Origin of the sequence: Bradyrhizobium sp. AZCC 1678, from assembly GCF_036924765.1 — a bacterium.
Classification (GTDB): domain Bacteria; phylum Pseudomonadota; class Alphaproteobacteria; order Rhizobiales; family Xanthobacteraceae; genus Bradyrhizobium; species Bradyrhizobium algeriense.
On the sequence record NZ_JAZHSE010000001.1, the window covers coordinates 6,266,010 to 6,285,157 of the forward strand.

Below are 19,148 nucleotides of genomic sequence, written 5' to 3' on the forward strand. Positions count from 1 at the left end.
GCGCGGACCTGGGAAAGACATGACCGATTTCACGCGAACAAAATCCCTGTTCGCCATCCCGGATGGCATGATCTATCTGGACGGCAATTCGCTCGGCCCCCTGCCCGTTGCAGCCGCCGATCGCGTCGGCCGCATGATATCCGAGGAATGGGGCAAGCACCTCATCAAGGGCTGGAACGTCGCCGGGTGGATGACGCAGCCGCGGCGTGTCGGCGACCGAATCGGCCGGTTGATCGGCGCTGTCGACGGGACGGTGGTAGTGGGCGATACGCTGTCCATCAAGGTCTACCAGGCGCTGGCCTCCGCGCTCGAGCTCAATCCGTCGCGGCGCGTGATCTTGTCGGATACCGGCAACTTTCCTTCCGACCTTTACATCGCCAGCGGTCTGCTTGAATCGCTCGACCGTGGCTACGAGTTGAAGGTCGTGGCCCCCGAAGACGTCGAAGCCGCCATCGATGAGACGATCGCGGTGCTGATGCTGACCGAGGTCGACTATCGCACCGGCCGGTTGCACGACATGCGCGCACTGACGCGCAGGGCGCATGCCGCCGGCGCGTTGACGGTCTGGGATCTGGCGCATTCCGCGGGCGCGATTCCGGTCGACCTGTTAAGCACCGAAGCCGATTTCGCAGTCGGCTGCACCTACAAATATCTCAATGCCGGCCCGGGCGCGCCGGCCTTCATCTATGTGGCGCCGAAGCACGCCGATACGGCGCGGCCGGCGCTTTCCGGTTGGATGGGTCATCACGCGCCCTTTGCCTTTGACCTCGACTATCGCGCCGGACCGGGCATTGAGCGAATGCGGGTCGGTACGCCCCCGATCATTGCGATGGCCGCGCTCGACGCCGCCCTCGACGTCTGGGATGGCGTCAGCATGACCGACGTGCGCCATGCATCGATCGCGCTGGCCGACCTGTTCATCCGCGAAGTCGAAGGGCGTTGTCCCGAGCTGACACTGGCTTCGCCGCGGGACGGAAAGCAGCGCGGCAGCCAGGTTTCGTTTCGTCACCCGGAGGGTTACGCGATCATGCAGGCGCTGATCGCGCGCGACGTGATCGGCGACTTCCGCGCGCCGGACATGATGCGCTTCGGCTTTACACCGCTCTACATCGGAGAAGCCGAGGTTCGCGCGGCAGTCGAAATCATCGCCGACGTCTTGACCAATCGCCGCTGGGATACCGCGGATTACCGCAAGAAGGCGCTCGTAACATGACTGGCAAGCCCGACGAACCCTCGCGTGAGGGACCCCAGATATCGTTCGAAGGGCGCATGTCCTACAGCGATTATCTGCACCTGGAACGCGTTCTGGGCGCACAAGAGCCGCTCTCGGACGCCCATGACGAACTGCTGTTCATCATCCAGCACCAGACCTCCGAACTCTGGATGAAGCTCGCCATCCATGAAATCCGTTCCGCCATCAAGGCGATCCGCCAAGACCAGTTGCAGCCCGCCTTCAAGATGCTGTCGCGCGTCGCCCGGATCTTCGAGCAGCTCAATACCGCCTGGGACGTGTTGCGGACGATGACACCCAGCGAATACACCGAGTTTCGCGATCAGCTCGGGCAATCCTCGGGTTTCCAGTCGTACCAGTACCGCGCGATCGAGTTCCTCGCCGGCAATCGCAATTTGGCGCTGCTTGGCCCGCACGCCCACCGCGCCGACATCATGGCAAAGCTTGAGGAAATTCTCGCTGAGCCGGGCCTCTATGACGAGGCGCTGCTGCTGCTGGCGCGCAATGGTTTTGACATCGGCGAAGACGCGCGCCGAACCGACTGGCGCGTCAAGCGCACGCCAAACGACGAGGTTTTGGAGGCCTGGAAGACTGTCTATGCGTCGCCGGCGAAACACTGGATGCTCTACGAGCTCGCGGAAAAGCTGGTCGATTTCGAGGACTATTTCCGCCGCTGGCGCTTCAACCACGTCACGACGGTCGAGCGCATCATCGGCCTGAAGCGCGGAACCGGCGGCACGTCGGGCGTCTCCTATTTGCGCAAGATGCTCGAGGTCGAACTTTTTCCGGAACTCTGGAAGCTGCGAACAGAGCTCTAAGAGACCGTTTGAAAGCGCGGTTTGAGGCGGTCCATGATTCAAGCTTCTGATGTGGACAGCAGCGAATCGGGCCCGGATGGCCTCCGGTGTTGGGGGCACCTCAAGCGTCCGTAGTTAGACCAGGCGACACCTTGGAGATTGGAAACATGGCGCTCAAGCGGATGGACAACGTAGGAATCGTCGTCGAAGACCTCGGAGGGACGATTGATTTCTTTCGCGAACTCGGCCTTGAGCTCGAAGGGCGGACCACGATCGAAGGAGAATGGGCCGGACATGTCACTGGACTGGGCGATCAGCGTGTCGAGATTGCCATGATGCGCACACCGGACGGCCACAGCCGGCTCGAGCTCTCCCGCTTCCTCACGCCGCCTGTCGTCGCAGATCACCGGAACGCCCCGGTCAACGCTCTAGGCTACCTCCGCGTCATGTTCGCCGTGGACGACATCGACGAGACGCTTGAAAGGCTCCGCACGCGCGGTGCGCAGCTCGTAGGCGAAGTAGTCCAGTATAAAGACGCGTATCGGCTCTGCTACATCCGTGGGCCTGAGGGGCTTCTCATCGGACTCGCCCAAGAACTCAGCTGAGCGCAATACGAAGACAAAGGGCGAAGAGTGACCAATGTCAGCGAGCGCGTCCGAGGCCGACTCGCCTGTTCGAGGTCCATCCCTCCACGGTTGGCCGCGTTCTCGCCAAGCACGATTAGGTCGTCAACCCGGGCCGGGTCGCCCGCGAAAGCCGCCGTCAGCAGCCTAAGACGACGCCCGATAAGCGGGTTTCAGCGCGGCACCACTGCGGTAGCTTCGATCTCGACGCGGGCGGCTTTCTCGACCAGACGCACTACCTGCACCAGCGCCATCGCCGGATAATGCGCGCCAAAAATCTCGCGATAGGCGCGGCCAAGTTCTTTCAGGCTGGCGAGATATTCCTCGATGTCGACGACATACCAGGTCAAACGCACCAGATGTTCGGGCCTAGCGCCGCCCTCGGCAAGAATTTCGGAAATATTGGAGAGCGTCTGACGCACCTGCGCGACGAAGTCCGGCGCCAGATGCCCTTGCGTATCCCAACCGATCACGCCGCCGGTCACCACGAGACGGCCATCGGCGGCCATGCCGTTGGCATACCCCTTTGGCATCGGCCAGCCGCTCGGCTGCAGCACTTGCGGGCCGGACGACGGGGTGTCGGTCTCCACGTCAGGAGTTTTGGGGTGAGGCACCACCGTCAAGGTGGGGCCTTTAGGCGCGGTCACCGGCTGTTCTCCTTCATGCAATTCAAAGCATTCACTCCGCGGCGACATCAGGCGATGACGCAGCTCCGGCCGCAGCCATCTGCCTCAGCGCAAAGCGCCTCAGCTTGCCAGTCTCGGTCTTCGGCAGTTGCGCGACATATTCGATCGCACGCGGATATTTGTACGGCGCAATGGTCTGCTTGACATGATCCTGCAACGCCTGCGTCAGCGCGGCGTCGCCCATGGCGCCACCCGCCAGAACCACGTAGGCCTTGACGATCATGCCGCGAGCCTCGTCGGGCGCGCCGACCACGCCGCATTCGGCGACGGCAGGATGCGACAGCAACGCCGTTTCGATCTCGGGACCTGCAATGTTGTAGCCGGAGGAGACGATCATGTCGTCCGAACGGGCCACAAAGGACAGCCGGCCAGTCGCGTCGCGGACAAAGGAATCGCCCGTCAGGTTCCAACCGTCGCGCACATAGTTCGATTGCCTCTTGTCGGCGAGATAGCGGCATCCGGTCGGCCCGCGCACTGCAAGCTTGCCGACAGTATCAGGTGGCAATTCGTTCATGTCGTCGTCGACGATTTTTGCCTCGTAGCCCGCGACCGGATGCCCCGTCGTCCCCGCAACCGCGTCGCCGACGCGGTTGGTGATGAAAATGTGCAGCAGTTCCGTCGAGCCGATGCCGTCGAGAATGGTCTTGCCGGTCTTGCGGGTCCAGTTTTCGAACACCGGTGCCGGCAAGGTTTCGCCCGCGGAGACCGCGATTCGCAGCGACGACAGGTCGGCGCCGTTGTCCATCGCGGCCATCATCGCGCGATACGCGGTCGGCGAGGTGAAGCAGATCGTCGCCTTGTAGGTCTCGATGATCTTGACCATCTCGGGCGGCGCCGCGTTTTCCAACAGCGTTGCGGTCGCGCCGAACCGCAATGGGAAGATTGCGAGCCCGCCGAGCCCGAACGTAAAGGCTAGTGGCGGCGAGCCGACGAAAACATCATCTTCGGTCACGTCAAGGACTTCCCTGGCATAGCCGTCCGCCACGATCATCAGGTCGCGATGGAAATGCATCGTCGCTTTGGGTTCGCCCGTGGTGCCCGACGTAAATCCAAGCAGGGCTACATCGTCGCGTCCCGTTCTCACGGCTTCGAACTTTACCGGCTTGTTCAGCGCTATCCGGTCGAGCTCGGCATCATGGTTGGACGTGCCGTCGAAATTCACCACCTGCTTGAGAAAGCGGCTGGTCTTCGCGCACGCAACCAGTTCATCGGCAATGCGGCTGTCGGTCAGCGCCAGCGCAATCTCGGCCTTGTCGACGATCTTGCTCAGCTCGCCGGCGCGCAGCATCGGCATGGTGTTGACGACGACCGCGCCGGCCTTGGTGGCCGCAAGCCAGGCCGCGACCAGCGCGGGATTGTTGCCGGAACGGATCAGGACGCGGTTGCCGGGCTTGACGCCGTAGTTCTCCACCAGCGCATGCGCGAGGCGGTTGGACCAATCGGCCAGTTCCTTGTAAGTGCGCTGGCGGCCGTTGCCGATCAGCGCGATCCGATCGCCCCAGCCTTTCTCGACAATGCGGTCAGTCAGTTCGACCGCGGCATTGAGATATTCCGGATACTGAAACTCGGGCCGGTCGAGCAGCAGGTCCGGCCATTGGTCGGACGGCGGCAGATTTCGCCGCGCAAAGTCATCGATATGGCCCGATGGGCCAAGAGGCTGACCAAAGGTCCGGCTGGGTGACATTTTCATCTCCCCTCGCTTCCATCAATGAAAGGCTCGAGATCAATATCGAGGACGTCCGGCAAGCCGTCTCGCAAATCATTTTAGGCTTAAAACAATTTTTCGCAAGTGTGGAATCGCCCCTGCCCACCGCCGGTACTGGCCTGCGGCAGCGCCATGGGAACCCCTCCTCCGTCAGGCCGCGCGGTAGGCCGGCGCCGCGGCCAGGAAGCGGCCATAGGCCGCGGCGTCGGGCGGGGTAAATTTCTCCACCAGCGGATTGGCCCGGCGTCCGGACACCCCGATATCCGCCAGCAATTCGTCAAAATGCTTGAAGTGATAGGGCGCCACGCACAGGCCGCCATAGATGCCGGCCGCCGGCCGCTCGACGCGCTTGAAATGCAGCATCATCTCGATGTTGTCCTGCATCTCCTCAAGCGTCGGCTGACGGGCGAGCTGGCCATCGGCGTAGCGCACCAGCCAGTTCGCCGCGAGATCAGCGCACAGCACCGTGCAGAAGCTGGAATTGAAACCGACGAATCCCATCTCGGGCAGGTCCGGATTGGCGATTAGCCGATAGAGCCGGTATTGCCCGTCGGGATCGACCAGCTTCTCGCGGTACGCCTGCGGCAGGAACGGCACGCCCAGTTTGTAGCCGATCGCGAGCACGGCGACATCGGCCTGGACGCACTGCCCGCCGGTCGTCACGATCGAATTGCAGTCGTAGCGCGCAAAGCTGCCTCTGATGGCCTTGATGCGGCCGTCGGCGACCATCGGAAAGAATCCTGGCGTGGCGATCGGCACCGCGCAATTGACACCATCCTCGATCCGCTCTTTCGGCACCATGTCGCATTTGCCGAGCTTGAGCTGAACTTTCAGCAGGCTCTCCAGTCCACGCCAGTTTGCCCAGACGAGCGGCTTTGCGACCGCATGCGCGAACTGCGACATCGCGCCGATGCCCCAGCTCCGGAACATCTCCTCCTGCGCGCGGATGTAGAGAATGCGTTTGAAATTGACCAGGCCGCCGATGAAATAGGGAATCCGCCACACCGGCTCGCGGTACACCAGCGTCACTTCGGCAGCGCCGGAATTCACCGCATTGACCGCAATGTCCGTCGCCGATTTCGAACCGCCGAGCACGACGATCCTGCGGCCTTTCGCGATCATCGGATCGTTGTACTGCGAGGAGTGCAGGATGCGCCCGCCCTGCGCCGTGAAAGTGTCTTCACCGGGCAGGCTGAGTGTCTGGGGCTCGTTGAACTGCCCGGTACAAACTGCGACAAAATCGAAATCCTCGTAACGGACACCGCCGTCCGGCCCCCGCAGCTCGATCCGCCAGCCGGGCGCGGAATCGGGCCGGCGATCCATCTGCACCACGGCCGTGTTGAAGCTGATGGCACCGAGGAGATCGTTGTCCTTGGCGTATTCAGTCAGATAGGCGTGGACCTGCGGGCCCTTCGGCCATTCCGGATAGGAATCCGGCATCGCCTTGTCGGTGTAACGATAGAGATCCTTCGGGCTTTGCGTTTGCACCTCGGGATAGGACCGCGCCGGCTCCCAGACGCCACCGAGATCGCCGCTGCGCTCGACGATCGTGATTTGATGTCCGCGCGCGGCGAAGGCTTTTGCAGCGGCCAGACCGGATACGCCGGCGCCGATGATACAAACCTGTTTTTGCCTGACCATGACAATTCTCCAGCAGGGATCAGCCCCAGAACTGAGGGCTCAACGCGCTGCGATTTCCGGTGCAGTTGCCCGGCGGTTGCTGAGCTATTCGTTGGCTTCGGGCGGCAGGAAGTTCACTTCATGCTGCGCTGATATCCGGACCACCTCTTCGGGATCCGTCAGATTGTGGAGCTGGTTGAACAGCGCTTCGAGCTTCTGCATCGGTGACACCCAGAACAGCGCGCGTGCCGGTTTATCGGACTTGTTGAAATAGCCATGCGGAATGCCACGCGGCATCCGAACGAGGTCGCCGGCCTTGGCCTGCACCCAGACGCCGTCGAGCTTGAGGTCGAGGGTGCCCTCCTGCACCAGGATGAATTCATCCTGCGTCGGGTGGACGTGCACCGGCACGAACTGGCCGGGTTCGCTGTTGGTCTCGAAGGCAAAGGTTGAATCGGTCACGGCTTTAGGGAAGTAGACCTGACCCAGGATGTTCCAGGTCTTGCCGCCGTAGCCCGTGCCATTGGCGGTGATGCCTTTTTCGAGTGCTGCCATATCGCCATCTCCTGTGTCGCGGTTGGTGGTTCTTGGTGTCGAACTCGTTTCGCGCAGGCTGCGGCCCAGCGGCCCGACCGTCTAGCCAGAAAACGAATCCGTCGTCCGCGGATAGAAATTTTTCTGATTGCTGCGGCGCGGAAAGACGGCTCTTGCCTCCGGATCGGGCAGGCAAACGCCAACAAATCGCCTTTCCAATAGGGACCTGCGCCGATATTATAGGCTTCAAATAAATGCAAAGGGCCGGGCCGTGGCGAGAGCTACCAGCATTCCCCAGCATGACCCCGCCGTCCGGCTGGCGGCGTTCAACCGTGTTTCGACCGATAGCGTCGACGCTGCCGCCGACGCGGTTGGGCGGATATTCTGCCCGCACGAACTGAAGCCCACCGCGCGAGCATCACCCGACTTTTTTGCGCTGCATAACAGCGCGGTCTTTGGCGGCTTCTCCGTCAATTACGTCGCCTATGGCGGGTCGGTGTCGATCGACCCCGGCTGTCTCGAGCGCTTCTTCCTGCTGCAAATTCCCGTGCACGGTTCGGCGCGGATCCAAACGGCGGCGCGCGACATCGCAGCCGCTCCGGGCGCCAGCGCGTCGCTATTATCGCCGACTATCCCCACACGAATGACCTGGCAGGGCAATTGCGCCCAGATCATTCTGCTGGTCGAGCGCCGCCTGTTGGAGCAACGGGCTGCGGCGCTGTCGGGCCGGCCAGCGGGCGCGGTCGAGTTCGAGCCCGCGGTCGATCTCTCCTCGAGAGACGGCCGGGCGCTTCAGTCGCAAATTATGGAGCTCGTCGATCTCGCCGAACGGCTCGGACCGCAACGGCCGCTTTCGCCGATGGCGGCGGCCAATCTGCGCGAGACACTGTTGGGTACCTTGCTTCACGGCCAGCGCCACAGCGCCAGCGACGCGATCGAGCGATTTGGCGGCCGGGCCGAAGCGCTGCCGCAGCCGCTACGGCGGGCACGCGAATTCCTGTATGCGCACGCGGAAGAGCCGCTCGACCTCACGCAGCTTGCCGAAGCCGCAGGCACGGGTATCCGTGCGCTGCAGCTCGGCTTTCAGCGGCATTTCGAAACGTCGATCTCTGAGATGCTGCGCGATATCAGGCTCGCGCATCTCAATGTCAGGTTGGCCGCCGCCTCCCCTGACGAAAGCATCACCGATATCGCATTCGAGCTTGGATTTACCCATCTCAGCCGGATGGCAAGCGCCTACCGCGCCAAGTTCGGCGAAACGCCCTCGGCGACCCTGCGCGGGATGAACTAGCGTTCGGCCAGTTGCTTCAGCCGCAGCGTCGCCTCAGCCCGCTCGCGTCTTCGCGGACTTCTGCGCCGACGCCTTGGTCTTGGCCAGCAGGCGCATCAGTTCGCGGACGTCCTTTGGCGTCAGGTCCCCGAAGACATCGGCAATCCACAATTCATGCTCCGCCGCCATCTTGCGGAATTCGGCCCGCCCCGCCTTGGTCAGGCGGATTACCTGCACGCGGCGGTCGGCGTCCGACGTGCGGCGGTCGAGATGTCCGGATTCGACGAGGCGCTCGACCAGCCCGGTGACGTTGCCGTTCGAGACCATCATCCGCTTGGAGACGTCGGACAGTGTCATGCCCTCCGGCACCTTGTCGAGCTGGGCCATCAGATCGAACCGCGGCAGCGTGACGTCGAAGCGTTCGCGCAAGCGGCTGCGCACCTCGCCCTCGATCAGCGTCGTGCAGGTCAGCAGGCGGAGCCACAGCCTGAGTTCATCGCCATGATGTTCCGGGAGCTCGACGGCCTTGGTCTCTGAATCAAGGATCATGATGTAAATCTTGTCTGGCTTGGGCGTTCGGTGATCCGAACAGAGAGCAGCTTTCGATCATTGCCCAGATTTCTTTAAGTTTCAAGCAATTGGCGCATGGCTTGCATGGATGCGTTCTGCTTGCAGGTGCAGTCACCGTCAGAATAAGCTGCATCCCGAGCATTTGGTGCGACGTGGGTTTCGGCTGCAGAGGCCGAACGGAGGAATAATCATGAAGCAGTCGTTGAAGCTGACCGGACTTGCCGTTTTGCTGGGTGTTGCCGCGGAGCCAGTCGCAGCGCAGGAGAAAATCAAGATCGGCGTGATCACGACCTTGTCCGGGCCGGCCGCCGTCCTCGGCCAGCAATCGCGCGACGGCCTGCAACTCGGAATCAAAGACCTCGGCGGCAAGATGGCAGGCAAGGATGTTGAGGTCGTCGTCGTCGACGACGAACTCAAGCCCGACGGCGCCGTGACCAAGGCCAAGGGCCTGCTCGAACGCGAGAAGGTCGACTTTGTTGTCGGGCCGATTTTCTCCAACATCCTGCAAGCCATTCACCGGCCGGTGACCGAGAACAAGACGTTCCTGATCAGTCCGAACGCGGGGCCGTCGAGCTATGCTGGCAAGGAGTGCAGCCCGTTCTTCTACGTCACTTCCTATCAGAACGACCAGGTGCACGAGATCCTCGGCAAGGTCGCCCAGGATCGCGGCTACAAGCGCATGTACGTGCTGGTGCCGAACTATCAGGCCGGCAAGGATTCGGCGGCCGGATTCAAGCTCGACTACAAGGGCGAGATTGCGGAAGAAAGCTACACGCCGCTCGGTACGCTGGATTTCCAGGTCGAGCTGACCAAGATTTCTTCTTCCAAGGTCGATGCGCTGTTCACCTTCATGCCGGGCGGCATGGGCGTCGGCCTCGTCAAGCAGTACCGGCAGGCCGGCCTCGCCGACAAGATCCCGGTGCTGTCGGCATTCACCGTCGATGAATCCACCCTGCCCGCGCAGCAGGACGCTGCGGTTGGCATGTTCGGCGGCGCCAACTGGGCGCCCGACATGGACAATCCCCAGAGCAAGAAGTTTGTCGCCGCTTATGAAGCTGCCTACAACAGCGTGCCCGGCACCTACGCCATGCAGGGCTACGACACGGCCATGCTGATCGACAGCGCGGTGAAGGCGGTGAAGGGCGACCTCAAAAACAAGGAGGCGGTATCGGCGGCGCTTCGGAAGGCCGAGTTCACTTCGCTGCGCGGCGACTTCAAGTTCAACGTCAACGGCTACCCGATCCAGAATTTTTATCTGACCAAGGTCGCCAAGCGTCCGGACGGAAAATTCCAGACCGAGATCGTCGAGAAGGTATTTTCCAACTATGGCGACCGTTACGCCAAGGATTGCACCGCGAAATAATTTTTGGAAGGGAACAGCCAATGAAGACCGAAATCGCCGGCATCACGCGCGCCAATGAAGGCATCCAGGGAATCTCCTGGAGCATCCTCGGCCAGACCTATGTGCCGAAAAACGTCACCGAGCATTCCTTCTCATGGCATGCGACGTTCCCGCCCGAGACCTTCGTGCCGCCGCATATTCATCCCGACCAGGACGAATATCTCTACATCCTCGAGGGCCAGCTCGACTTCTTCCTCGACGGCGCCGAGACGCAGGCGACGCCCGGCGATCTGGTGCGGCTGCCGATGGGCAAGCCGCACGGCATCTTCAACAAGTCCGGCCGCACCGCGAAGACGCTGTTCTGGGTGTCGCCGACGCGGCGGCTCTACGATCTGTTCTGGGCGATCCACAACATGAAGGAGCAGACGCCGGACGCGGTGGTAGCGCTGGCCGCCGAGCACAACATCCACTTCCTGCCGCCACCTCCGGGGGCGTGAGATCATCTTCGTAGCCCGGATGGAGCGCAGCGCAATCCGGGGCCTTCGGGATACGGCCGCCACCGTCCCGGATTGCGCTGCGCTCCATCCGGGCTACGGGATTTTTACCGCACTGCCGCCAATCCCAGTGGTGGCGGCGCAAAGCCGGCCTTGGACGCATAGCCGCGCACGATCGCCTCGCGCTGGGCGTGGCTCAGCACCTTCTCGATATCAGTAAATCCATCCGGCGCCAGTTGCTCGACCGCGTCGATCACGCCCTCGGGGCCGCCGCGGCGGTTGGCGCGCACGATCTCCGCCGTCATCGGCAGCCGCTTCTGCTCATAGGCCACCAGCGCCTGACGCGGATGCTCTGCTCGCGCCAGTTCGTCGGCCAGCGCGCGGGCATCGAGGATCGCCTGCGAGGCGCCGTTGGAGCCAACCGGATACATCGGGTGCGCGGCGTCGCCGAGCAGCGTCACCCGGCCCCAGGTCCAGTACGGCAGCGGATCGCGGTCGCAGCAGGGGTACTCGTAGAATTCCGACGTCGCCGAGATCAGGCTGCGCACATCGACATACGGCACCTTGAAGCGCTCGACATGCGGCATCAGCTCCTCGCGCTTGCCGGGCCGCGACCAGTCCTCGCGGCGTGGTGGCGGCACATTGCCATCGCCGATCTTCACCATGACAGCCCAGTTGGTCAGCCGGCTCGACGGGCTCGATCCTTCCGCGATCGGGTAAATCACGACCTTGGCATTCAGCCCGCCGGCCACGATCATCGAGCGGCCGGTCAGGAACGCCGGCCAGTCGCGCGCGCCACGCCATAGCATCAACCCGTTCCAGCACGGCGGCCCCTCGTCCGGAAACAGCATCTCGCGCACGCGCGAGTGAATACCGTCGGCGCCGATCAGGATATCGCCGCGCGCGGTTTTGACATGGGCGCCGGTGCGGTCGAAAAAATGCGCAACCACGCCGCCCTCGTGCTGCGCGAACGCGCCGAGACGGCAGCCGATGTGGATGGCCTCAGGGCCGAGCCGTTCCTCGACGGCGCGATGGATCACGCTCTGCAGGCGGCCGCGATGAACCGAGAATTGCGGCACGTCGTGGCCGGCGTCGAGCCCGCGCGGCTCGCGCCAGACTTCCTGGCCGTGGCGGCTGAGATAATACAATTGGTCAGTGCGCACAGCGGCGGCATCCAGCCGGTCCAGCAGCCCGAGGCCGGTCAATTCTCTGATCGCATGCGGAAGTGTGTTGATGCCGACGCCAAGCTCGCGGATGCTTTCGGACTGTTCGAACAACTCGCAGTCGATGCCGCGCGCCCGCAACATGAGCGCAGTGGTGAGGCCGCCGATGCCGCCCCCGACGATGATCGCTTTCATGCGCGTTACTCCACTTTCTTCAACCTCGCCCCGCTTGCGGGGAGAGGTCGGATCGCATCGATAGATGCGATCCGGGTGAGGGGGGTACCGCACTCTCCGCACACCCAGTTCGCGGAGAGAGCCCCTCACCCCTGCCCTCTCCCCGCGAAGGGCGGGGAAAAGGAGGTGATGGAGGGAGCCTGCCATCCGGCCTATTCGGCTGCAAGCGGCTTTGTCGCCTCGGCTTTCAGCTCGGCGCGGGTTTTCGGCTTACCCTTAATTTTGAGGTCTTCGAAATCCTGCCGGTCGCGGACGCTGTTGCGGAAGATTTGTTCCTTGCCCGGCAGATATTGTGGCGGACATGCGATATCGGCGCCGTACCAGGCCGCTGCCCGCATCGTGAACGACGGATCGACCAGATGCGGCCGGGCCAGCGCCACGAGGTCGGCACGCCCGGCGGCGAGGATGGTGTTGACCTGGTCCGCGGTGGTGATATTCCCGACGCACATGGTCGCGACCCTGGCTTCGTTCCGGACCTGATCGGAGAACGGCGTCTGGAACATCCGGCCGTAGATCGGCTGCGCGTCGCGCACGGTCTGGCCCGTGGAGACATCGACCAGGTCGACGCCGGCCTCGGCGAACGCGCGCGCGACCGCCACCGCGTCGTCGCCGGTGATGCCGCCCGCGGCCCAGTCGGTGGCGGAGATACGAACCGACATCGGCTTGTGCGCCGGCCATGCCGCGCGCATCGCCTCGAACACTTCCAGCGGATAGCGCAGCCGGTTGGCGAGCGAGCCGCCATATTCGTCGGCGCGCTGGTTGGTCAGCGGCGAAATGAAACTCGCCAGCAGATAACCATGGGCGCAGTGCATCTCAAGCATGTCGAAACCGCAGGCTTCGCCGCGCAGGGCCGCCGCGACGAACTCCTGCTTGACGCGGTCCATCGCGGCGCGATCCATTTCGCGCGGCACCTGGCTGTCGGGGAAGTAAGGTAGTGGCGACGCCGAGATCGTGTCCCAACCGCCCTGCTCGAGCGGCCGGTCCATCCCCTCCCACATCAATTTGGTCGCGCCCTTGCGGCCGGCATGTCCAAGCTGCAGGCAGATTTTGGCGGCGGAATTGGCGTGGACGAAATCGACGATGCGCGTCCACGCGGCCTGCTGCTCGTCGTTCCACAAGCCAGTGCAGCCCGGCGTGATGCGGGCGTCGCGGCCGACGCAGGTCATCTCGGTGAAGATCAGCCCGGCGCCGCCGATGGCGCGCGAGCCATAATGCACCAGATGGAAATCGCCGGGCACACCCTCCTTCGCCGAGTACATGCACATCGGCGACACCACCGCGCGATTCGCAACTTCCATCTCGCGCAACTTGAGCGGCTGGAACATCGGCGCCACGGGCTTGTCGATATCGACATCGAAGCCCTTGGCGCGCACCTGTTTTGCAAACGCCTTGTCGACCTCGCGGACGAATTCCGGCGCGCGCAGCGTGAGGTTATCGTAAGTGATCGCCTTGGCGCGGGTCATGACGCCGAAGGCGAACTGCACGGGATCGAAATCCCAGAAGCGGTCGACATGTTCGAACCAGACCAACGACACGTCGGCGGCGTGCTGGGTCTTTTCGACCTCCTCGCGCCGGCCATGCTCGTAGGTTTGCAATGCGCCCTCGACCGTCGGCGCCTGCGCCATCGCATCGGCCAGCGCGATCGCGTCTTCCATCGCGAGCTTGGTGCCGGAGCCGATCGAGAAATGCGCCGTGGCCTTGGCGTCGCCAAGCAGCACCATGTTGTCCTTGACCCAGCGCTGGCTGCGGATCATCGGGAAATTGCGCCACATCGAGCGGTTGACCAGCAGCGGATGACCGTCGAGGAACCAGCCGAAAATCTCGGCCATGCGGTCGGCGGATTGCTGCTCGCTCAGGCCTTCGAGCCCGGCACGCTCAAAGGTTTCGGCATCGGTCTCGAAAATCCAGGTCGAGCGTCCCGCCTCATACTGATAGGCGTGCGCGATGAACGGGCCCCACTCCGTCTCCTGGAAGATGAAGGTGAAGGCGTCGAGCGGCTTGGTCGAGCCCATCCAGGCGAACTTGTTGGAGCGCAGATCAATCTGGGGCTGGAAGTGATCGATGTGCTTGTCGCGGAAGCGGCTGTTGATGCCGTCGGCCAGCACGATCAGGTCGGCATCGGCAAAGCGCGCCTCGTCATCGATATCGGTCTCGAACAGCAGCATCACGCCGAGTTCACGGGCGCGCTCCTGCAGGATCAGCAGCAGCGTCCGGCGCGAGCAGCCGCAAAAACCGTTGCCGCCGACGCGGTGGACGGTGCCGCGGAAATGCACGGCGATATCGTCCCAATAGGCGAATTCCTGGGTGATGCGGCGGTAGCTCGGCGGATCGTATTTCTCGAAATTGTCCAGCGTCGCGTCCGAGAACACCACCCCGAAGCCGAACGTGTCGTCGGTGCGGTTGCGCTCATAGACCGTGATCTCGGCCTGGGGCCGCTGTTTCTTCAAGAGGATCGCGGCGTAGAGACCGGCCGGTCCGCCGCCGATAATCGCGATCTTCATCTACCGCCTCCGAAACAGGCTGTCGGGCTAGTTCGAAATTACTTTAAGCCTAAAATAATTTTGGGGCAAGGGGGCTGGCGGCTCGTTCGTAGACCGGATGGAGCGTAGCGCAATCCGGGATTTTCGCGCCATCGGACGGAATCCCGGGTTTCGCTGCGCTTCACCCGGGCTATGGTCCCGTCAATTCCCCTGGAATACCGGGGTCCGCTTGTTCGAGAACGCCTCGAAGGCGCGGCCGAAATCTTCCGTCGTCATGCAGAGCGCTTGCGCAACCGCTTCGGCCTCGATCGCCTCCTCCACCGACATCGCCCATTCCATCGCCAGCATGCGCTTGGTCATGGTGTTGGCAAAAGTCGGCCCTTCGGAAATCTGCTTGGCCAGAAGCTGCGCCTGCGGCAGCACTGCGTCCGGCGTGACAATACGGCTGAAGAAGCCCCAGCGTTCGCCCTCCTCCGCGGTCATGAAGCGGCCGGTGTAGAGCAGTTCGGAGGCCCGCGACTGCCCGATGATGCGCGGCAGGATTGCGCAGGCGCCCATGTCGCAGCCGGCGAGCCCGACCTTGTTGAACAGGAATGCGACCTTGGCGCCGGTGGCGGCCAGGCGCAGATCCGAGGCCATCGCGACGATCGCGCCCGCGCCGGCGCAGATGCCCTCGACGGCAGCCACGATCGGCTGCGGGCACGCACGCATCGCCTTGACGAGATCGCCGGTCATGCGGGTAAAGGCGGTCAGCCTCTTGGTATCCATCTGAATCAAGGGACCGATGATCTCGAACACGTCGCCACCCGACGAGAAGTTGCCGCCCGCGCCTGACACGACGATGGTCTTGACCTCGTCATCCATCGCGCAGGCGCGGAAGAAATCAGTGAGTTCGCGATAGCTCTCGAAGGTCAGCGGATTCTTTCGCTCGGGACGGTTGAGCGTCACGGTGGCGACGCGATCGACCACGGCCAGCAAGAAATGCTTCGGCGAATAATCGCCCAGCGGCAGCGTGACGGGGTTGGCGGGCTTGCTCATGATCTCTCCCTGACTTTAATCGTTATCGATGTGGCGGCCGATCAGACTTCGCCGCCCGCCACCGCAATGGCCTGTCCCGTGATGGCGCCAGCGCTCTCGCCGCAGAGCCACAGCACGGCGTCGGCTACCTCCGATGGCGCAACAAGGCGTCCTTGCGGATTATGTTTCGACAGTTCCGCGATGGCTTGCTCGCGGCTGCGGCCAGTCTTCTTGATGATGTTGTCGATCGAGCCTTCCAGCAGATCAGTTTCGGTGAAGCCGGGGCAGACGGCGTTGACGGTGATGCCGCTCTTCGCCGTCTCCAGCGCCAGCGAACGGACGAGGCCGATCACCGCGTGCTTGGCCGCGCTGTAGGCCGAGACATAGGCGTAACCCTTGAGGCCGGCGGTGGATGCGACGGCAACGATCCGCCCGTGGCGACGCTCCGTCATTCCAGGCAATACCGCCTGCGTGGCGTGGACCACACCCATGAAATTGACGTCCATCATCCGCTGGAACAATGACGCATCGGAGCGGCCGAACGGCGAAGAATCCGCCGCGCCCGCATTGGCAACGAGGATGTCGATCGGTTGCCGCGCGGCGGCCTCCGCTATGGCCGATTTGACCGACGCCTGATCGGCGACGTCGGCCACGGCTGCGAACTGCGCCGCGCCGGATGCCACGGCTTCGTCCAGCGTCGCGCGGTTGCGGCCGAGCACCGTTACCGTCGCGCCCGCTTTCGACAGCGCCGCCGATATCGCCAGCCCAATGCCGCGCCCGCCGCCGGTGACGAGCGCATGGGAGGAACGCGACAATGGGGACATCGGTCAAGCCTCCTGGATGAGGGTTCAGCATATATTTTAAACTTCAAGCTTTTGCAAGGAAGCGGCGAGGCCAGGGTGGTGGTCAGGTGGCTCGGATTGGGCACCTTCCCTCACCGTCATTGCGAGCCACCACCCGGTCGGCGCGAAGCGCCGCCGGATGACAGGCTCCGCGAAGCAATCCATAGCGCGACAAGCGGAGAGATGGATTGCTTCGCTGCGCTCGCAATGACGGTGGATATAGATTCGCGATCTCGCGGCGCACGTCGCCCGAGGTTTGCATCTTCGTTTGCCCTCTTCGAGAACAGAGGGCGCAGGGAAGACCGGGTGCTTGCTGCACCCGCGGTCTCGCGTGCGATTTGCGCAAACAAAATTGCACACGAGCATACAGGGCAGCGGGAACACTCCGGCCTTCCCTGCGCAATGGCTTTACGGCTTACTTCGTGCTCTTCCCGGAGAACGGCTCTTTTGCCTCCGTCGCCTGCGCTTCTTATCGCACGCTTAACGCCAGCACCGCGGCGCCCGAACCACACGACTTCGCCGTACGCTCAAGCTGCACACGTCAGTCGCAGCTCTCGCGTCCATCGCATCTCACCGCACGTTCGTGACGATCGCGAGCGCCCCTCAATTGGGTGAGACGGGGCGGAGTTATGCAGCTGATTTGGGCGAGAACGAAAGCGGAATATTTTTGATTACCGGGATTGACACGATTTCGGAAAATCAGAAGTGATTTGCCCGACAAGTGGCTTTTGTCGCACCCATTGCCTCCACATCGTCATCGCGAGCGAAACGAAGCAATCCATAGCGCGGCTTGCAGAGACGTGGATTGCTTCGCTTCGCTCGCAATGACGCGGATATGATTTCGCGATGCTGCCGCGATGGGATTTCACCGGGCAGCTCACCCCGTCCGCGTTTCCCGGTCCTTGAACAGATGGACGATCGCGTTCGCGTAGTATTGCAGCAGCACGAACGCTTTCGGGTTGGCGCGGTAGGTGTCGTCGGTCTCGATCACCAGATGGCGCAGCGTCAGCGTCCGCAGGCCGACGGAGATGGCGTAGTCGCGGTCGGCGCGCGGGATGTGAACATAGCTTCCTGCTCGTTCGAGCTCGCCGATCAGGATGGAAACGCACCAAATTCCGCATCGCAGCCACGTAATGCGATGTGCCGACAGGCGACATCAACTGTCGCGACTGCGACGTCCGTTCACTCGCCGAACCTGAACCCACTCGACAGGTTTTCGTCCTATGCCCAATCCCAAAAGCATCATGGTCTAGTCTTCGTCCGGCTCGCGCACGACCGGCGGCTCGTCGCCGCGGTCGTCTTCGTCCTCTTCCTCTTCCTCTTCCTCTTCGTCCTCGTCTTCTTCGTCTTCATTAGGATCTCGGGGCGGCATCGTGTTGCCCATGATCACGAAGGGACTCCTGTCGATCAACCTGGTGAAAAATTCCTCGGGGATGTGTGGGGTCATGTTGTTACTCCTCAGGTGTGGGGGAACTTGGCTTCAGTCCGCCCGACGCTCCCAAGGGAGGAGGGTCGGTGCGTCAATCGCACGGCCCCCCCACCCGCCTTCGGCGAGGGAGCAAGCCCGCCATAGCGTTGGCGTCGGCGGCAACCTGCGCTGGGGTTGCGCTCTGACGAGGGCTAATGCGCCAAGAGAACGGGGCGTGCCGAAGCGTTCTTAAGAATGTGGCGCGTAGCCCCGCCCAGAAGCATCTCGCGCAGGCGGCTATGGGAATAGGCGCCCATGATCAGCAGGCCGGCTTCATGCTCTGCCCCCGCCGCGAGCAGCGTATCGCCCACCGAGCGCAATTCCGGTGCAACCACTTGCGCGGTCGCACCGATGCCATGACAGCGCAAATAGGCAAGCACCTCCGCCTGCGAGGCTTGGCGATTGCTGGCGTCCCGATCAACGCTTATGACCCGCACTGATTTGGCGAGTTGCATGAACGGTATGGCAGCCGAGACCGCGTGCCAGCATTCCGGGCTCTCGTCCCAGGCGATCATCACGCTGTCGGTCAGATCACTCTGCAGGCGAGCCGGCGCCAACAGCACGGGGCGACGGGTCTGCAGCAGCGATTGCTCGGTAATGGCCATGAACGATTCCATCACGGTGGCGCTTGCGGCGACCATTAGGTCGAAGGCAGCGGCCCGTTGCGCCGCGATTTCCACATACGATCCCTCGGCTTCGCGCCAGGATGCTGCGAGCGGGCTGCCGGGCTCGTCGTTCGCCGATAGCATCGGGATGCCGACTACCGCGCAGGCCCGCGCGAAAACCTCACGCGCTTCCCGCGTAGTTCGCTCCCGTTCCTCGGCGTACCAATTTACCGATGCGGCGGTCACCGCTTGTCCCATTTCAGTGACAGTTAGGCCGCCACGCGCGACACCGCTACGTGTGACCGGCGGCGGCTGGCTGATGAACAGTGCCTGGACGTGAGCCCCCAATGCCTTGGCGGCAGACAGGGCCGTCTCTATTTGGCCGGTGTGACTGGCTGAGCCGGGAAGTGGAACCAGGATTCGCTTGATACTCATGAAAGCCTCCTGCGATGCCGCCGTTTGCGACC

17 protein-coding genes are annotated in these 19,148 nt (G+C 63.0%); 6 read left to right on the forward strand and 11 right to left on the reverse strand.

Annotated features, from left to right (window positions below):
- Positions 1-19 precede the first annotated feature (19 nt).
- The 3 genes from kynU to V1294_RS30175 all read left to right on the forward strand — a co-directional run bounded on the left by kynU (position 20) and on the right by V1294_RS30175 (position 2,633).
- Complete coding sequence (gene kynU / locus V1294_RS30165) at positions 20-1,213, forward strand: kynureninase (RefSeq protein WP_334502297.1); 1,194 nt, start codon at positions 20-22, stop codon at positions 1,211-1,213.
- A complete protein-coding gene (kynA, locus tag V1294_RS30170) occupies positions 1,210-2,049 on the forward strand; it encodes a tryptophan 2,3-dioxygenase (protein WP_334502299.1) in 840 nt (279 codons plus the stop codon). Before kynU ends, kynA begins: the two co-directional genes overlap by 4 nt.
- A gap of 146 nt (positions 2,050-2,195) precedes the next feature.
- The gene (locus tag V1294_RS30175; RefSeq protein ID WP_334502301.1) at positions 2,196-2,633 is read left to right on the forward strand and encodes a VOC family protein; all 438 of its coding nucleotides are present in this window, start codon (positions 2,196-2,198) and stop codon (positions 2,631-2,633) included.
- A gap of 191 nt (positions 2,634-2,824) precedes the next feature.
- Here V1294_RS30175 and V1294_RS30180 read toward each other — a convergent pair whose 3' ends face one another.
- From V1294_RS30180 to V1294_RS30195, 4 genes are all read right to left on the reverse strand, one after another.
- Positions 2,825-3,298 carry a RidA family protein gene (locus V1294_RS30180; RefSeq protein ID WP_417021114.1) on the reverse strand — a complete coding sequence of 158 codons (474 nt, stop codon included), beginning with the start codon at positions 3,296-3,298 and terminating at the stop codon, positions 2,825-2,827.
- A 31-nt stretch (positions 3,299-3,329) separates the two neighbouring features.
- Positions 3,330-5,021 (reverse strand): benzoate-CoA ligase family protein, encoded by a 1,692-nt coding sequence (locus V1294_RS30185; RefSeq protein ID WP_334502303.1) that lies wholly within the window; start codon positions 5,019-5,021, stop codon positions 3,330-3,332.
- 171 nt (positions 5,022-5,192) lie between these two features.
- Positions 5,193-6,683, reverse strand: a complete 1,491-nt coding sequence (locus tag V1294_RS30190) for a flavin-containing monooxygenase (protein ID WP_334502305.1) — start codon at positions 6,681-6,683, stop codon at positions 5,193-5,195.
- An 84-nt stretch (positions 6,684-6,767) separates the two neighbouring features.
- On the reverse strand, positions 6,768-7,217 hold the full coding sequence (locus V1294_RS30195) for a cupin domain-containing protein (protein ID WP_247517930.1): 450 nt from the start codon (positions 7,215-7,217) through the stop codon (positions 6,768-6,770).
- Between the two features lie 250 nt (positions 7,218-7,467).
- Between V1294_RS30195 and V1294_RS30200 the strand changes: the two genes are divergently transcribed.
- Positions 7,468-8,487 (forward strand): AraC family transcriptional regulator, encoded by a 1,020-nt coding sequence (locus V1294_RS30200; RefSeq protein ID WP_334502306.1) that lies wholly within the window; start codon positions 7,468-7,470, stop codon positions 8,485-8,487.
- Between the two features lie 33 nt (positions 8,488-8,520).
- Here the strand turns inward: V1294_RS30200 and V1294_RS30205 are convergent, their stop codons facing one another.
- Positions 8,521-9,015, reverse strand: a complete 495-nt coding sequence (locus tag V1294_RS30205; protein WP_334478575.1) for a MarR family winged helix-turn-helix transcriptional regulator — start codon at positions 9,013-9,015, stop codon at positions 8,521-8,523.
- Between the two features lie 211 nt (positions 9,016-9,226).
- Here V1294_RS30205 and V1294_RS30210 point away from each other — a divergent pair, with 211 nt between their 5' ends.
- Positions 9,227-10,399, forward strand: a complete 1,173-nt coding sequence (locus V1294_RS30210; protein ID WP_334502307.1) for an ABC transporter substrate-binding protein — start codon at positions 9,227-9,229, stop codon at positions 10,397-10,399.
- A 20-nt stretch (positions 10,400-10,419) separates the two neighbouring features.
- Positions 10,420-10,875, forward strand: a complete 456-nt coding sequence (locus V1294_RS30215) for a cupin domain-containing protein (RefSeq protein ID WP_334502310.1) — start codon at positions 10,420-10,422, stop codon at positions 10,873-10,875.
- Between the two features lie 104 nt (positions 10,876-10,979).
- On the opposite strand, the gene V1294_RS30220 is transcribed toward V1294_RS30215, so the two are convergent.
- From V1294_RS30220 to V1294_RS30245, 6 genes are all read right to left on the reverse strand, one after another.
- Positions 10,980-12,230: a flavin-dependent oxidoreductase gene (locus V1294_RS30220; protein ID WP_334502312.1), complete on the reverse strand. Its 1,251-nt coding sequence runs from the start codon at positions 12,228-12,230 to the stop codon at positions 10,980-10,982.
- Between the two features lie 191 nt (positions 12,231-12,421).
- A complete protein-coding gene (locus V1294_RS30225) occupies positions 12,422-14,770 on the reverse strand; it encodes a bifunctional salicylyl-CoA 5-hydroxylase/oxidoreductase (protein ID WP_334502314.1) in 2,349 nt (782 codons plus the stop codon).
- Between the two features lie 180 nt (positions 14,771-14,950).
- Positions 14,951-15,787, reverse strand: a complete 837-nt coding sequence (locus V1294_RS30230) for an enoyl-CoA hydratase family protein (RefSeq protein WP_334502315.1) — start codon at positions 15,785-15,787, stop codon at positions 14,951-14,953.
- Between the two features lie 41 nt (positions 15,788-15,828).
- Positions 15,829-16,590 (reverse strand): SDR family NAD(P)-dependent oxidoreductase, encoded by a 762-nt coding sequence (locus V1294_RS30235; RefSeq protein WP_334502316.1) that lies wholly within the window; start codon positions 16,588-16,590, stop codon positions 15,829-15,831.
- Positions 16,591-17,857: 1,267 nt separating this feature from the next.
- Positions 17,858-18,055 (reverse strand): hypothetical protein, encoded by a 198-nt coding sequence (locus tag V1294_RS30240; RefSeq protein WP_334502317.1) that lies wholly within the window; start codon positions 18,053-18,055, stop codon positions 17,858-17,860.
- Positions 18,056-18,228: 173 nt separating this feature from the next.
- Positions 18,229-19,116, reverse strand: coding sequence for a universal stress protein (locus V1294_RS30245; RefSeq protein WP_334478563.1), 888 nt, complete (start codon positions 19,114-19,116; stop codon positions 18,229-18,231).
- Positions 19,117-19,148 lie beyond the last annotated feature (32 nt).

What these genes read in the sequence shown, in the direction of transcription:
- kynU (WP_334502297.1), top strand. Translation starts at nt 20, where the DNA reads ATGACCGATTTCACGCGAACAAAATCCCTGTTCGCCATCCCGGATGGC.
- kynA (WP_334502299.1), top strand. Translation starts at nt 1,210, where the DNA reads ATGACTGGCAAGCCCGACGAACCCTCGCGTGAGGGACCCCAGATATCG.
- V1294_RS30175 (WP_334502301.1), top strand. Translation starts at nt 2,196, where the DNA reads ATGGCGCTCAAGCGGATGGACAACGTAGGAATCGTCGTCGAAGACCTC.
- V1294_RS30185 (WP_334502303.1), bottom strand. Translation starts at nt 5,021, where the DNA reads ATGTCACCCAGCCGGACCTTTGGTCAGCCTCTTGGCCCATCGGGCCAT.
- V1294_RS30190 (WP_334502305.1), bottom strand. Translation starts at nt 6,683, where the DNA reads ATGGTCAGGCAAAAACAGGTTTGTATCATCGGCGCCGGCGTATCCGGT.
- V1294_RS30195 (WP_247517930.1), bottom strand. Translation starts at nt 7,217, where the DNA reads ATGGCAGCACTCGAAAAAGGCATCACCGCCAATGGCACGGGCTACGGC.
- V1294_RS30205 (WP_334478575.1), bottom strand. Translation starts at nt 9,015, where the DNA reads ATGATCCTTGATTCAGAGACCAAGGCCGTCGAGCTCCCGGAACATCAT.
- V1294_RS30210 (WP_334502307.1), top strand. Translation starts at nt 9,227, where the DNA reads ATGAAGCAGTCGTTGAAGCTGACCGGACTTGCCGTTTTGCTGGGTGTT.
- V1294_RS30215 (WP_334502310.1), top strand. Translation starts at nt 10,420, where the DNA reads ATGAAGACCGAAATCGCCGGCATCACGCGCGCCAATGAAGGCATCCAG.
- V1294_RS30220 (WP_334502312.1), bottom strand. Translation starts at nt 12,230, where the DNA reads ATGAAAGCGATCATCGTCGGGGGCGGCATCGGCGGCCTCACCACTGCG.
- V1294_RS30225 (WP_334502314.1), bottom strand. Translation starts at nt 14,770, where the DNA reads ATGAAGATCGCGATTATCGGCGGCGGACCGGCCGGTCTCTACGCCGCG.
- V1294_RS30230 (WP_334502315.1), bottom strand. Translation starts at nt 15,787, where the DNA reads ATGAGCAAGCCCGCCAACCCCGTCACGCTGCCGCTGGGCGATTATTCG.
- V1294_RS30235 (WP_334502316.1), bottom strand. Translation starts at nt 16,590, where the DNA reads ATGTCCCCATTGTCGCGTTCCTCCCATGCGCTCGTCACCGGCGGCGGG.
- V1294_RS30240 (WP_334502317.1), bottom strand. Translation starts at nt 18,055, where the DNA reads ATGACCCCACACATCCCCGAGGAATTTTTCACCAGGTTGATCGACAGG.
- V1294_RS30245 (WP_334478563.1), bottom strand. Translation starts at nt 19,116, where the DNA reads ATGAGTATCAAGCGAATCCTGGTTCCACTTCCCGGCTCAGCCAGTCAC.